The 14,441-nt window shown below is 72.3% G+C and carries 11 protein-coding genes; 6 read left to right on the top strand and 5 right to left on the bottom strand.

Annotation, left to right across the window (positions count from 1 at the left end; genetic code table 11):
* Window positions 1–51: 51 nt before the first annotated feature.
* The 4 genes from MicB006_RS20475 to mce all read right to left on the bottom strand — a co-directional run bounded on the left by MicB006_RS20475 (window position 52) and on the right by mce (window position 5,957).
* The gene (locus MicB006_RS20475; RefSeq protein WP_116508268.1) at window positions 52–2,151 is read right to left on the bottom strand and encodes a hypothetical protein; all 2,100 of its coding nucleotides are present in this window, start codon (window positions 2,149–2,151) and stop codon (window positions 52–54) included.
* 172 nt (window positions 2,152–2,323) lie between these two features.
* Window positions 2,324–3,574, bottom strand: coding sequence for a DivIVA domain-containing protein (locus tag MicB006_RS20470; RefSeq protein ID WP_073830529.1), 1,251 nt, complete (start codon window positions 3,572–3,574; stop codon window positions 2,324–2,326).
* A 262-nt stretch (window positions 3,575–3,836) separates the two neighbouring features.
* Window positions 3,837–5,192: a crotonyl-CoA carboxylase/reductase gene (gene ccrA / locus MicB006_RS20465; RefSeq protein ID WP_116508266.1), complete on the bottom strand. Its 1,356-nt coding sequence runs from the start codon at window positions 5,190–5,192 to the stop codon at window positions 3,837–3,839.
* Window positions 5,193–5,492: 300 nt separating this feature from the next.
* The gene (gene mce, locus MicB006_RS20460) at window positions 5,493–5,957 is read right to left on the bottom strand and encodes a methylmalonyl-CoA epimerase (RefSeq protein ID WP_116508264.1); all 465 of its coding nucleotides are present in this window, start codon (window positions 5,955–5,957) and stop codon (window positions 5,493–5,495) included.
* Between the two features lie 61 nt (window positions 5,958–6,018).
* Between mce and MicB006_RS20455 the strand changes: the two genes are divergently transcribed.
* Together MicB006_RS20455 and meaB are read left to right on the top strand one after the other, a co-directional pair.
* Window positions 6,019–7,212, top strand: a complete 1,194-nt coding sequence (locus MicB006_RS20455; protein ID WP_116508262.1) for an acetyl-CoA C-acetyltransferase — start codon at window positions 6,019–6,021, stop codon at window positions 7,210–7,212.
* Between the two features lie 78 nt (window positions 7,213–7,290).
* Complete coding sequence (gene meaB, locus MicB006_RS20450) at window positions 7,291–8,226, top strand: methylmalonyl Co-A mutase-associated GTPase MeaB (protein ID WP_370013501.1); 936 nt, start codon at window positions 7,291–7,293, stop codon at window positions 8,224–8,226.
* A 39-nt stretch (window positions 8,227–8,265) separates the two neighbouring features.
* Here the strand turns inward: meaB and MicB006_RS20445 are convergent, their stop codons facing one another.
* On the bottom strand, window positions 8,266–8,910 hold the full coding sequence (locus MicB006_RS20445) for a TetR/AcrR family transcriptional regulator (protein ID WP_116508258.1): 645 nt from the start codon (window positions 8,908–8,910) through the stop codon (window positions 8,266–8,268).
* A gap of 147 nt (window positions 8,911–9,057) precedes the next feature.
* On the opposite strand from MicB006_RS20445, the gene MicB006_RS20440 reads away from it, so the two are divergent.
* The 4 genes from MicB006_RS20440 (at window position 9,058) to MicB006_RS20425 (ending at window position 14,170) form a co-directional block, all read left to right on the top strand.
* A complete protein-coding gene (locus tag MicB006_RS20440) occupies window positions 9,058–11,196 on the top strand; it encodes an ABC transporter permease (protein ID WP_225980432.1) in 2,139 nt (712 codons plus the stop codon).
* A gap of 92 nt (window positions 11,197–11,288) precedes the next feature.
* Entirely contained in the window at window positions 11,289–11,699 is a 411-nt protein-coding gene (locus tag MicB006_RS20435) for an Asp23/Gls24 family envelope stress response protein (protein ID WP_116508254.1), read from the top strand.
* A gap of 114 nt (window positions 11,700–11,813) precedes the next feature.
* On the top strand, window positions 11,814–12,530 hold the full coding sequence (locus MicB006_RS20430; protein WP_225980431.1) for a FadR/GntR family transcriptional regulator: 717 nt from the start codon (window positions 11,814–11,816) through the stop codon (window positions 12,528–12,530).
* 191 nt (window positions 12,531–12,721) lie between these two features.
* Window positions 12,722–14,170: a P1 family peptidase gene (locus MicB006_RS20425; RefSeq protein ID WP_116508250.1), complete on the top strand. Its 1,449-nt coding sequence runs from the start codon at window positions 12,722–12,724 to the stop codon at window positions 14,168–14,170.
* Window positions 14,171–14,441 lie beyond the last annotated feature (271 nt).

Below are 14,441 nucleotides of genomic sequence, written 5' to 3'. Positions count from 1 at the left end.
GTGAGGCGGATGCCACCACCTCCCCGAGGTGGCGCGGCGGAGGCGGGTGGGTCAGTCCTTGTCGACCGTCACCGTGCTGGGCTTGGCGCTGCGCTCGTCGGTGGTCGGCTTGGTCGGGCGCTTGCCGTTCTCACCGGTGCTGGTGATCTTCGTGGGGGTGGCGCCGCGCCCACCCTCACCCGGTACGGCGGCCACCGTGGGCTCGCCGTCGACGCCCGCGCCGGCCGAGGAGTCCATGGTGGTCACCGGCTCGCCGACCGGCTTCGCCTTGCCCGCGTCGGCGGGCTCGCCGTCACCCTTGGCCGGCCCGGCGCCGTTGGGGACCGCGGTGGCGGTGCCCTTCGCGGCCACCGCCGCACCGCCGCCAGCAGGGGTGTCGCCGACGGTCTCCGCGCCGCTGCCGACCGGCGTGCCCTCGCCCGCCGGCTTGCCGTCGTCCGTGGACCGGCCGGTGGAGGCGGCGGTGGCGAGGTCGTCCGGGTCGACCGGGGTGGCCGTGATGCCGGCCGAGCCGGCCTCGCTCCGCAGGTCCGTGAGCTGCCGCTCCAGGTCGTCGGACTCCTGCCGGGACTTCCACGTCTCGGTGCGCAGGTCGGCCAGCTCCTGCTGCGCCTTGGCGATCTCCAGCATCACGCCGGCGAGCTGTTGCCGGCCGGCGGCCACCTCCTGCTGGGTGGCGGCCAGGTGCTGCTGGGTGGTGGCGAGGTGCTGCTGGGTGGTGGCCGCGTACTCCTCGAACTGGCGGCGCGAGGCCGCGACGTGCTCGTCGGCCTTGCGGCGCTGCGCGGTGGCGTCCTCCTCGGCCCGGCGCAGCAGCTCGGCGGCCTCCAGCTCGGCCTGCTGCCGCATGCTCAGCGCGTCGGCCTCGGCGGCCTGCCGGACGTCGGCGGCGGTGCGCTCGATCTCGTCGCGGCGGGTCGTGAACGCCTGCTCCAGCTCCTCCTGGCGCTTGGCGTGCTGCTTGTCCAGCTCGTCGCGGCGCTTGGCGAACTCCTGCTCGGCGGCGGCCCGGCGCTGGGCCAGCTCCCGCTCGGCGCTGTCCCGCCGCTCGGCGACCTCCTTCTCCACCCCGGCCCGCCAGGCGCCCAGCTCCTGCTGGGTCTGGGCGCGGGACTGCTGCACGTACGTCTCGGTCTCGGTGCGCATGCGCTGCACGTACGCCTCGACCTCGGCGCGGTTGCGCTTGCCCGCCTCGGCGGCCTCGGTGGTGAGCCGGTTGGCTTCCGTGCGCGCCCGGCCGCGGGTGGCCTTGGCGGCCTCCTCCGCGTCGTCCACGATCTTCTTGGCTTCGGCCAGCGCCTTGGCGTGCGAGGCCCGGCCGGCCTCGGCGGCGGCGTCGGTGAGCCGCTTGGCCTCCTGCTGGCCCTTGGCGTGCACCTCCTTGGCCGCCTCGCGGAGCTGGCTCGCCTCCTGCTGGGCCTTGGCCAGCGCCTCCTTGGCCGTCTCGCGCAGCCGGGCCGCCTCCTGCTGGGCGCGGGAGTGGATCTCCTTGGCGGTGTCGCGGAGCTGGGTGGCCTCCTGCTGGGCCTTCGCCAGCGCGTCCTGGGCGGTCCGGCGCAGCTTCTCGGCCTCGTCCCGGGCAGCGGCGCGCAGCTTCTCCGACTCGTCCTGCGCGCTCTTGCGCAGCGTCGCCGACTCGTCCTTGGCGGCCTTGAGCGTGGCCTCGGCCTCGGCCTTGCGGGCGGCGGTGTGCCGCTCCTCCTCGGACCGGCGGGCGGCCAGCGCGATCTCGAAGTCCTTCAGCGCCTGGGCGGCCTGCTCCCGGGCCTCCTCGACGATGTGCTCGGCGGCGGCCCGGCGGGCCTCGATCTCCTCGTTGGCGGCGGCGAGGATCTCGTCGGCCTGCTCCTCGGCCATGGTGAGGATCTGCTCGACACGCGGACCGAGGTGCCGGAACGACGCCCGGTCCACCACCGCCGCCTGCTTGCGCACCTGGGCCAGGTCGCGCTGGAGCACCTCGACCTGACCGGCCAGTTTGTGGATCTGCGTGTACGCCTGTTCCCGCTCGGTGGTCAGCGCCGCGATCTCGTGCTCCGCGCGAGCGACGTAGCGGTCGACCTGCCGTTTCTCGTACCCCCGCAGGGCGGACTCGAAGCTGGGCTCCGTCGTCACGTCCCCGCCGAGCGCGAACAGTTCCTCGCCGTGCGACATGACCCCATCCTCACACGCATCCGGTTCTGCTGGGGCGATACGGACGCCCCTTCTGGGAGCTACTTCACCCTCCTGGCGAAACGGGCCCGCACAGCATGACGGCGCGAGGCGACACCGGTCACCCGGCGTCACCCCGCGCCGTGGCTCATGCCCCCGACAGCGGGTGAATCGATCAGCCGGCCGACTCGGCCGTCACCTTCTGCCCGGAGGCGTCGGCCTTCGGGGTCTCGCCCTTGCCGCCGGCCGGGACGCCCGGCACGATGCCGGCCAGGCCGGACAGCATCTGCCCGAGCTGCGAGGTGACGGCGTCCTTCTGGCGGGTCAGGTCCTCGACCTCGCGGCGGGCCGCCTGCGTGGTCAGCTCGGCCTCGGTACGGGCCTCGTTGAGCACCCGCTGCGCCTCGGCACGCGCCTCGTTGAGCGTCTTGTCGGCCAGCGCCTTGGCCTTGTCGACGGTCTCGTTGGCGGTGCGCTCGGACTCGACCCGGCGGGCCTCGGCCCGCTGCTCGATCTCCTTGGCCCGCTCCTGCGCGGCGCGCGCCCGCTGCTCGGCCTCGTTCACCAGCTTCTGGGTCTGCGAGACCTGGGCGGCGTGCCGCTCCGACTCCTCGCGCTCGGCCTTCTCCCGCCGCTCGGCGAGCTGGAGCTCCAGCGCCTGCAGGTCCTTGTCGCGCTTGTCGCGGGCGTCGGTGAGCAGCTTCGTCGCCTCGGCGCGCTTCTCCTCGGCCTCCCGGGCGGCCTTGGCCCGCTGCTGGGTGATCTCCCGCTCGGCGGTGGCGCGCAGGGTGGCGACCTCCCGCTCGACTGTCGACTTCAGCTCGGCCACCTCGTGCGCGGTGACCGTACGCAGCTGCTTGGTCTCCCGGTCGGCGTCGGCGCGCAGCGTGTCGGCCTCGCGGCGGGCCTGCACCCGGACCTCGGCGGCCTCGCGCTCGGCGGCGGTACGGACGCTGCCGGCCTCGCGCTCGGCGGTGGCCTTCATGGCGGCCGCCTCGGCGCGCGCCTTGTCGGTGATCTCCCGCGCTTCGAGGCGGGCGGCGGAGAGGATGCCCTCCGACTCGCGCTTGGCCTCGTTGCGGTGGTCGTTGGCCTGCTCCTCGGCCAGCCGCAGGATCTGCTCGACGCGAGTGCCCAGGCCGGACAGGGTCGGCCGGCTGTTCTCCTCGAGCTGCTTGTTGGTCTCGGTGAGCTTCTGCTCGAGCGCGCTCTGGCGCTGCTCGGCCTGCCGCAGCCGGCGCTGAGCGTCGTTCATCCGCTGCTCGGCCTCGGCGCGGGCCTGCTCGGACTGGCTCAGGGCGGCGGTGAGGCGGCCGATGAAGTCGTCGACCTGGTTGGTGTTGTAACCGCGCAGGCCGACGGTGAAATCGGGCTGCGAGTTCGCGTTATCGAAGAACGCGAGAGGGGAGGACTGCTGCTGGGGCATTGGGACATACTGGCAGACGCCCCAGGGTGGTTCGCAAGAGCGGTCGGCACCTTTCGCGTCCTGTTTACATGGTCAACTCGGTCGGCCGGCGGGACCGGACCAATTGGCGATCTTGGCAGCTCCCGGGCGGGTCGGGCGGGTCGGGCTTCTGCGGGGAAGGCGGCGCGAAAAGGGCCGCGGGTCGGCACCCGCGGCCCTTTGTGCGTACGCCGGTCGAATGGCGCCCGGGTCGTCCGAAAGGCAATCCGGGACGACCGTACGGTCAGTGACCGCGGAAGCGGTTGATCGCGCTTTCGTGCCGCGAGCGCATCTCGGTGTCGCGGACGCCGAGCCCGTCGGCGGGGGCCAGGCACCGGACGCCGACCTTGCCCTGGTGCGCGTTGCGGTGCACCTCGTACGCGGCCTGGCCGGTCTGCTCCAGCGCGTACGTCTTCGACACGGTCGGGTGCACCTTGCCGAGCGCGACCAGCCGGTTGGCCTGCCACGCCTCGTGGTAGTTGGCGAAGTGGCTGCCGACGATCCGCTTGAGGTGCATCCACAGGTAGCGGTTGTCGTACTGGTGCATGTAGCCGCTGGTGGAGGCGCAGGTGACGATCGTGCCGCCCTTCTTGGCGACGTAGACGCTGGCGCCGAACGTCTCCCGGCCCGGGTGCTCGAAGACGATGTCCGGGTCCTCGCCGCCGGTCAGCTCGCGGATGCGCTCACCGAAGCGGCGCCACTCGTCCTGGTCCTGGGTCTGCTCATCGGACCAGAACTTGAACCCCTCGGCGGTGCGGTCGATGACCAGCTCGGCGCCCATCTTGCGGCACAGCTCGGCCTTCTCGGGGGAGGAGACCACGCAGACCGGGATCGCGCCGCCGTTGAGCGCCATCTGGGTGGCGTAGCCGCCGAGGCCGCCGGAGGCGCCCCAGATCAGCACCACGTCACCCTGCTTCATGTTCGCGCCGTGGTGCGAGACGAGCTGCCGGTACGCGGTGGAGTTGACCAGCCCCGGGCTGGCCGCCTCCTCCCAGCTCAGGTGGCGCGGCTTCGGCATCAGCTGGTTGGCCTTGACGATCGCCAGCTCGGCGAGGCCGCCGAAGTTGGTCTCGAAGCCCCAGATCCGCTGCTGCGGGTCGAGCATCGTGTCGTCGTGGCCGGCGGAGTCCTCCAGTTCGACCGACAGGCAGTGCGCGACCACCTCGTCGCCGGCCTTCCACTTGGTCACGCCCGGCCCGGTACGCAGCACCACGCCGGCGGCGTCCGAGCCGACCACGTGGTACGGCAGGTCGTGGCGGCGGGTCAGCTCGGAGAGCCGGCCGTAGCGCTGGAGGAACTTGAACGTGGGCAGCGGCTCGAAGATGCTGGTCCACACCGTGTTGTAGTTGATCGCGCTGGCCATCACCGCGACCAGGGCCTCACCCGGGCCCAGTTCCGGGGTGGGCACCTCCTGGACGTGCAGCGCCTTGCGCGGGTCCTTGTCGCGGGTGGCCATGCCGTCGAACATGCGGGTGTCCTCGGCGCGCACCACCACGCCCCGGTAGCTCTCCGGCACGGGCAGGCCGGCGAGCCCGGCGAGCTCCCGCTCCGGCTGCGACGAACCCTCCGCCGCCATGATCGCTTCGAGGATGTCCTGCACGGTGACCTCCCGTTAGTCCACACCCGCACGACGCGGGCAGGGGTGCTGCCATCGTCGGCGCCGGTGCGACGGGACCGCCATGTCGGCAATCGACACATTCGGCACCGGTCGCCGCTGCTGTTCCGGCGGACGTTACTTAACGGTAGCTAAAGCGGGAAGCCCTCTGTGAAAAACTGCATCGGCCGATGAGTGGAGGTGTCCGTGGGAACGCGCAAGCGCGCACTGCCGCGCGCGTTCCCACTTGTTAGGAAGGGCCCCTTGTTAACAGACGTCTGTTAACAAGGGGCCCTTCCTTGCGCCTCAGGCGGGCTGGACCAGCTCGATCAGCACGCCGCCGGCGTCCTTCGGGTGCACGAAGTTGACCCGGGAGTTCGACGTGCCGCGCCGGGGGGCGTCGTACAGCAGCCGCACGCCGCGCTCGCGCAGCGCCGCGCAGGCCACGTCGATGTCCGCCACCGTGTACGCGACCTGCTGGATGCCCGGGCCGCGCTTGTCCAGGAACTTGCCGATCGTGGTGTCCGGGGACAGCGGCGCGAGCAACTGCACCATGCCGCCGGAGGCGTCCGGCCCGACCGCCAGCATCGCCTCGCGTACGCCCTGCTCGGCGTTGGTCTCGGTGTGCACGCAGCGCATGCCGAACGTGCGCTGGTAGAAGTCGATCGCGGCGTCCAGGTCGCCAACGGCGATCCCGACGTGGTCGATGCGGCGCAGGCCGATGTCTGTGACAAACTCGGCAGCGGGCTCGACGGGGGAGTTCTCAGCCATGACGCTAGTCTGACCGAACAATCGTTAAGGCGTACAGGTCGGCACCCCTCGGAGGCAGGCAATGGCTTCGGTGATCGTCAGCGGCGCGCGGACCCCGATGGGGCGCCTGCTGGGCAACCTCAAGGACCTCCCCGCGACCAAACTCGGTGGCATCGCGATCAAGGCGGCCCTGGAGCGCGCCGGCGTCGCGCCCGAGCAGGTCCAGTACGTGATCATGGGGCAGGTGCTCCAGGCCGGCGCCGGACAGATCCCGGCCCGGCAGGCTGCCGTCGAGGCCGGCATCCCGATGTCCACCCCGGCGCTGACCATCAACAAGGTCTGCCTCTCCGGGCTGGACGCGATCGCGCTCGCCGACCAGCTCATCCGGGCCGGCGAGTTCGACGTCGTGGTGGCCGGCGGCATGGAGTCGATGACAAACGCCCCGCACCTGCTGCTCGGCCAGCGTTCGGGCTACAAGTACGGCGACGTGGCGGTCAAGGACCACATGGCCCTGGACGGCCTCACCGACGCCTGGGACTGCTGCTCGATGGGCGAGTCCACCGAGCGGCACGGCGCGAAGCACGGCATCACCCGCGAGGAGCAGGACGCGTTCGCCGCGGCCAGCCACCAGCGCGCCGCCGCCGCCCAGAAGAACGGGCACTTCGCCGAGGAGATCACCCCGGTGGTCATTCCGCAGCGCAAGGGCGAGCCGGTGGTGATCAGCGAGGACGAGGGCATCCGGCCGGACACCACCACCGAGTCGCTCGGCAAGCTGCGCCCTGCCTTCACCAAGGACGGGACCATCACCGCCGGCAGCTCCTCGCCGATCTCCGACGGCGCCGCCGCCGTCGTGGTGATGAGCAAGGCCAAGGCCAAGGAGCTGGGGCTCACCTGGCTGGCCGAGATCGGCGCCCACGGCAACGTGGCCGGCCCGGACAACTCCCTGCACTCGCAGCCGTCCAACGCGATCAACCACGCCCTCAAGAAGGGCGGCCTGAGCGTCGACGACCTCGACCTCATCGAGATCAACGAGGCGTTCGCGGCAGTCGGCATCCAGTCCGCCCGTGACCTCGGGGTTGGCACCGACAAGGTGAACGTCAACGGCGGCGCCATCGCGCTCGGCCACCCGATCGGCATGTCCGGCGCCCGGCTCGTGCTCACGCTGGCGATGGAGCTGAAGCGCCGGGGCGGTGGCACCGGCGCGGCGGCGCTCTGCGGCGGTGGCGGGCAGGGCGACGCGCTGATCATCCATGTGCCGAACGGCGACGAGAGCTGATAGCTGATACCTGTGAGTGACGTACAGAACGCCCCGGCGGCGGCCACCGGCCCGGTGCGCCGCAGCCGGGACGTACCCATGCTTGTCGAGCGGGCCCGCGCGGGTGACCCCCGCGCGGTGGCCCGGCTGATCACCCTGGTCGAGTCCGGTGACGAGGTGTTGCCGCAGGTCGCGGCGGCGCTCGCGCCGTACGCCGGGCAGGCCCAGGTCGTCGGCCTGACCGGCTCGCCCGGGGTGGGCAAGTCGACCACCACCAACGAGCTGGTCCGGGCGCTGCGGGCGCGCGGTCACCGGGTCGGCGTGCTGGCGATCGACCCGTCCAGCCCGTTCACCGGCGGGGCCATCCTCGGCGACCGGGTCCGGATGCAGGACCACGCGACGGACCCGGGCGTCTACATCCGCTCGATGTCCAGCCGAGGCCACCTGGGCGGGCTCTCCGCCGCCACGCCGCAGGCGGTGCGGGTGCTGGAGGGCGCGGGCTGCGACGTGGTGCTCGTCGAGACCGTCGGCGTCGGGCAGGCCGAGGTGGAGGTGGCCTCGCTCGCCGACACCACGCTGGTGCTGCTCGCGCCGGGCATGGGTGACGCGATCCAGGCCGTCAAGGCCGGCATCCTGGAGATCGCCGACGTCTTCGTGGTCAACAAAGCCGACCGGGACGGCGCCGACGCCACGGTCCGCGACATCCAGGGCATGATCGCGCTCGGCGAGCGCGGGCCGGGGGAGTGGCGTCCGCAGGTGGTGCGCTCGATCGCCGCCCGCGCCGAGGGCATCGACGACATCGCCGCCGCGATCGACAAGCACCGCGACTGGCTGGAGCGCCACGGCGAACTGCGCCGCCGCCGGGAGACGCGGGCCGCCGCCGAGATCGAGGCGATCGCGCTGGGCGTGCTGCGTGCCCGGATCGGCTCGCTGCGCGACGGTACGCAGCTCCCGACGCTCGCCACCAAGGTCGCCGAGGGCGCCCTGGACCCGTACGCCGCAGCCGAGGACCTGCTCGCGCAGCTCGGCTCCTGAAGGCTCGGGCCGCCGGGTTCCGCCGGTCCGCCTCCGGGCTCAGAGTTCCGCGTCGGTGAGTGGATTGGCGGCTCCGGGTCGGCTGACCGGAGCCGCCAGCATGCCGGCGATGGCGTCGGCGAGGAAGTCGCCGACGTCCAGCCAGTGCGGGTCCTGCCCCTCCTGCTCGGCCCGGGCCTCGACCTCGGCGGTGGCGGTCATGACGATGCGGGCGATCAGCGCCGACCGGCCGGCCACCACCCCACGGTCGAGGTGCGCCAGACGCGACGCCAGCGACGCGCGGGCCGGCAGGTCGACGAAGGCCGACTCGAACGCCTCGCGCATCAGCACCCGCAGCGTCGGGTCGTGCAGGGCCTGGGCGAGGAAGCGGGCCCGCCAGCTCGGCCTGGGCAGGCTCGCGAGCACAGCCATGGACGGCTGCACGAGACTGCGTACGTCGCCGAGGACGGAGTCGGGCTGCTCGGGCATCGCCCGGCGGGGTTCGGCGAGGGCGTCCACGTGCCGGGCGACCAGTGCCCGCAGCAGACCCTCCCGCCCGCCGAAGTAGTAGCGCACCGCGGAGTGGTTGGTGTTGCCCGCCACCTCGGCCACCCGGCTGTCGGAGATCTGAGCGATCCCCTCCTCGGCGAACAGGCGTTCCGCGGCGTCGAGCAGGGCGGCGCGGGCTGCCTCCGACCGTGCCATGAACGCACCTCTCCTCGTGGCTCGCGCGCCGACTGTGGCGCAGGCCAAACCTAGTCGTTTCGTGGTCCGGCGCCGGCGTCGCCTACACTTCGTAAGTCACTTGACTTACATCTGGCTGCCGACGCAGCCGCGAACCCCCTCCGGAGCATGCCTGTGCAGCCCACCACCGACCCGGCGACCGCCGAGCCGAACGCCGCCGACCGCAAGGAGCGGATCGTCCGCTCGGTCGCCCTCTTCGTCATGCCGTTCCTCATGGTCACGATGATGTTCGCGACCTACATGGCGACGATGCACTCACCGCACCCCCGGCAGATGCCGTTGGCGGTGGTCGGCAGCGGCGCCCAGGCGCAGGGCGTCGTGGACGCGCTCAACGCCACCCCCGGCGATCCGGCCGAGGCCCGGCTGGTCGCGTCCCGGGACGCCGCCGTGGAACTCCTGCGGGACCGGGAGATCAGCGGGGCGTTGCAGCTCCCGGCCGCGGGGTCGGACCAGGCGACAATCATCACCGCGTCGGCGGCCGGCGCCTCCCGCGCCGCCACCGCGCAACAGCTCCTCGCCCCGGTCGCCGTGCAGCAGCAGTGGGCGTCCACGACCGAGGACGTCGCGCCGCTGCCCGACGACGACCGGGCCGGGATCTCGGTGCTGTTCGCCGCGATGGGCATGATGCTCGCCGGCTACGTACCGCTGAGCATGCTCCTGATGGCCACCCCGCACCTGCTGCGCCTGCGGCGGTTCGTTCCGCTGGCGGCCGGCTGGTCGGCGCTCACCAGCACGATCATCTGGCTGATCCTCGGACCCGGTGTGGGCGCGGTCGACGGCCACTACCTCACGTTCCTCGGCGTCGGCATGCTCACGACCGGTGCCGTCGGTCTCGCCCAGCTGCTCTTCACCAAGGTGATGGGGCCGCTGGCGGTCCTGCTCGGAATGCTGTTCTTCGTCGTGCTGGGCATGCCCGCGTCGAACCTGGCGCTGCCGGTCGACACGATGCCCGGTTTCTTCCAGTTCCTGCACGGGGTGCTGCCCCTGCCGGCGGCGGGTGAGGCGCTGCGGTCGGCGCTCTACTTCGACGGTCGGGGCATCGGCGTCCACCTGCTGACGCTCGCCGCCTGGATCGTCGCCGCCGTGCTGCTCTGCCTGCTCAAGGAGCGCGGCGGGGCGCCGATCCCGCAGGCGCCGCAGGTCGACGGTCCGGACACGCCGCTGCCCGCGCTCGCCGGCGGCCCGCCGCGGTCCAAGCGGTTCCGGTACGTGACGGTGGCGGCGTTCCCGCTGAGCATCCTGGTCGCCGTGGTGGGCCTGATGAGCTTCTCCATGCACAAGCCCGAGCCGCACGACATCCCGGTGGCGGTGGTCGCCGCGGTCCCTGAGCAGGCGGAGCAGGTCGCCGCCGGCCTGCGGGCCGGTCTCGGCGGGGTCGCCGACATCTCCGTGGCCGCGTCGGTGGACGAGGCGAGGGAGCGCATCCTCGCCCAGGACCTGGTCGCCGCGTACGTGCTGCCCGCGACGCCGGGCGGCGAGGCCACCCTGTACTCGTCGTCGGCCGCCGGGTCCAGCCAGCACATGATGGTGCAGACCATGTTCCGCCAGGTCGCCGCCGGGCAGCAGACGCCGCTGGCGGTCACCGACGTGGCGCCGCTCAGCGAGACCGACACGATGGGCAGCAACAGCCTGTACGTCGGCATGTCCTGGATCATGTCCGGCTTCCTGATGCTGGCAGTGCTCCGCGGCGGAGCGCCGCACATCCGGCGGCTGCGCCAGTTCCTGCCGATCCTCGGCGGATGGGCGATCGGCATGTCCGCCTGGCTGTGGCTGCTGTTCGACGTGATCATCGGCGCGGTCAACGGGCACGCCCCGGAGATGATCGGCTTCGGCGCGCTCACCATCTTCGCCGTGTCGCTGGTGACCGCCGTGTTCACCCGTACCTTCGGCCTCGCCGCGATCATCCCGATGATGGTGGTGCTGATGATGGCCGGGGTGCCCGCGTCCGGCGGCGGCCTGTCGGTCTACATGGTGCCGGAGTTCTTCCGGACGCTCCAGGGCGTCCTACCGCTGCCCGCCGCTGTGGACACGGCCCGGTCGCTCGTCTACTTCGGCGGGGTCGGCGTCGGGCGGAACCTGGCCGTCGTGGCGGTCTGGGCCGCGGTCGGCCTGCTGCTCAACCTCGGCGTCGACCGGTGGTTGCGGCGCCGCGAGCAGGCAGCTGGTGACGCCGGGCCGCACCCGGTGCCGGGCGCCTCCGGCGGGCTGGACGGGATCGGCGAGCTGGAGTCGGCCGGGGCGCGCTGAACCGCGCGTCCGTCCACTGCGGACCGCCTCCGTCCAGTACGCTCGCACCGCCCCACGCCGTCGGCGCGGGGCGGTGCGACGGGTGGGAGAGCATGGCTGACGAGGCGACCCAGGAACTTCAGGTGACGCCGGACGCGGTGGCGGGCGGGACCACGCATGTCTCCGACGAGGTGGTGGAGAAGATCGCGGTGGCCGCCACCCGCGGGGTGCCCGGGGTGGCCGAGCTGGGCGGTGACGTGGCCCGGTTCTTCAACGCGGTGCTCGACCGGGTCGGGCTCGACCAGGTCGGCGACGCCCGGCGGGGCTGCACGGCCCACGTCACCAACGGCGCAGCCGTGATCAACCTGGTCCTCGTGATCGAGGCCGGCCACCCGGTTCCGCAGGTGACCGACGAGGTGCGGATCGCTGTCGCGTCCGCCGTCGAGGCGTACGGGCTGCGGGTCGACGAGATCAACATCAAGGTCGACGACGTGTCGATGGGCTCGCCGCCTCCCGCGGCCTGACCCTCCCCGCCCGACGGGCCAACGACCCGTACCGTTGTTCTTAGCGGCGCGAGGCCGCCGTGCGTCGGGAGGTTCGCCATGCCGAAGGGTGTCTCGTTCGCTCCAGTGCGCACCGTGAGGGCGTACGAGGGGATCGTCCGGCAGGTCGAGGAGCGGATCGCCGCCGGGGACCTGCGGCCGGGGGACCGGCTGCCCAGCGAGCGCGAGCTGACGACCCAGTTCGACGTCAGCAGGTCCACCGTGCGCGAGGCGCTGCGCGTCCTGGAGAGCAGCGGCCTGATCCGTTCCCGCCCGGGTGACCCGCTCGGGCCCCAGGTGATCGCGTCGACCGCCTCGGCGATGCGCAAGCTGTTCGCCCGGGTCGTGGAAAGCCGGCGGCTCGGCGTGGCGGAGCTGCTCCAGTTCCGCATGATCATCGAATCGGCGGCCGGGTCGGTCGCCGCCCGGCTGGCGTCACCGTCCGAGTTGAACGAGTTGGAGCAGGCGCTGGCGGGGATGAGGGACGCCATGGCCGACGGTTACGAGGCCTTCAGCGCCGCGGACGTCCGCTTCCACGAGCACGTCGCCCGCCTGTCGGGCAACGAGCTGCTCGTGCTCTGCCTCGACGCGGTGCGCAGCATGGTGCTGGACCTGATCTCCACGAAGCTCGCCGAGGCTCCGGACCGCGAGGCGCTGATGGAGCGCACGCTCGCCCACCACCGTCGCGTCCTCGACGCGATGCGGGCCGGCGAGGCCGACGAGGTCGCCCGGCTGACCCGCGAGGAGCTGCACCGCTACTACACCGAGTACGTGCCGGAGCCCCGGCGCTCGATGGTGGACGTATTGCTCTGAAACAACCCGATGTGGCCTGACCTCGGATGATGCAAGATCGGCCATTAACTGAGCGGCTCTTCCCTTCAACTGGTCTGACCAGTAGCCTCCCCCACATCACCGTCGTGTACACGGGGGACTCCGCAGTTGACCAATGCCGCGACCGTCCCAAGCTGGGCGGGAGTCGCAGTGCTTCGCATGGGAGAAGCTCCATGAAGTCGTCCAGATTTGCCGCGCTCGCCGCGGCTGCCCTGGTCTGTCCGGGACTCGTGCTCGTCAGCGGCTCGCCCGCGTCGGCCAATCCCGCCGCCGGCGCGCCGGGCGCCCACAACGCCATCACCGACGTTCCCGGAATCCAGGTCGGCCAGGTTCAGTCCGACATCGCCCCGTACCTGACCGGCACCTCGGTCGTGTACATGCCGCAGATGTCGGTGGCCAGCGTGGACCAGCGTGGCGGTGCCCCCGCCACCAAGGAGACCGACCTCCTCAGCCCGCTCAACTCGAACCCGGGCGTCAACGCGATCCAGCTCGGCGGCAGCAGCATGTACGGGCTGTCCGCCACCAACGGCATCATCCGCTGGCTCGAGGACCGTGGCGAGGGCGTACGCGTCGGCGCCGGCGGCGTCGCCCCGATCGTCCCGGCCGCGGACATCTTCGACCTCGGCCGCGGCGGTGACCCGAAGGCGCGTACCTCCGCCGAGTGGGGTTACCTCGCGGCGCAGGCCACCTCGGACGGTCCGGTCCGTCAGGGCGGCGTCGGCGGCGGCACCGGCGCCCGCGGCGGCGGCCTGCGCGGCGGCGTCGGCACCGCCAGCGTTCACCTCGGTGACGGCATCTACGTCGGCGCCATGGTGATCGTCAACCCGGCCGGCTCCCCGGTCGACCCGGCCGACTGCACCCTGTACGGCGTCAAGTTCGGCATCGGCGACGAGTTCGCCGGCTACAAGGCTCCCAAGAAGAAGGAGTGCAACCCGCCGAGCACCGCCGCCCAGCAGCCGGCGAACACCACGATCGCCGTGGTCGCCACCAACGCGCCGCTGGAGAAGGCCGCCGCCCAGCGGATGTCCGGCAACGCGCACGACGGCATGGCCCGCGCGATCAGCCCGATCCACACCCTGGGCGACGGTGACACCGTCTTCGCCGTCTCCACCGGCAAGGGCGAGGCGCTGCAGATCAACGACCCGGCCGACACCCGTCAGCTGAACGCCATCTTCAACGCGGGCGCCAGCACGCTGGCCCGTGCCATCGCCAAGGCCGTCCTCTCGTCCGAGAGCATCGGCAACACCACCAGCTACTGCGACCGCTACCCCTCGGCCTGCAAGGGCATGAAGCAGCTGAAGCAGTGGCGTACCCAGGGCAACGCCCCGACCGTGACCCCGGAGACCTTCGCCCAGGCGTCGCAGGCGCTGGCGCAGACCCCGGTCCCCGCGCCGCCCGCCGCCGACAACGGCAAGCCCAAGCCCAAGGCTGCTCCGGCCGGCAACACCACTCAGCAGGACTCGCAGAACGGCATGGTTCTCGCCTCCGGTAACGCCGGTGGCCCCAGCGTCCCGACCGGCGTGACCACCGGCCTGCTGGCCGCGGGCATCCTGGGCGTCGGCCTGCTGGGCATGCACCTGCGGGGTCGCCGCCGGGGGCAGGCTTCCGACCAGCTCGCCTGACACGCACCCCCTGTCTCACCGTCGCGCCGGTAGCTAGGCGCGAGTGAACGATCGAGGCGGGTTCCGTCCATACCGGACGGGACCCGCCTCGCTGTGTTCCTCAGCCCGCCCGGGGGTGCGTTCGTGGTGCGCTCGGCCGGTGCGGCCGGGGTGCGCTCGGCGGCGCCCCGTCGATCTTGGAGTTGTGGTCCCTCGCGCACTTCGCTTACGGGGCATTCTTGGCACCACAACTCCAAGATCGACGGAGTGGGCCGTGCACGGGCCGGGACCC

The sequence above is a fragment of the Micromonospora sp. B006 genome, from assembly GCF_003408515.1.
Lineage (GTDB): Bacteria > Actinomycetota > Actinomycetes > Mycobacteriales > Micromonosporaceae > Micromonospora > Micromonospora echinospora_A.
The sequence above is the reverse complement of the archived record's forward strand: the minus strand, read 5'-3'. Positions and strand labels throughout refer to the sequence as shown.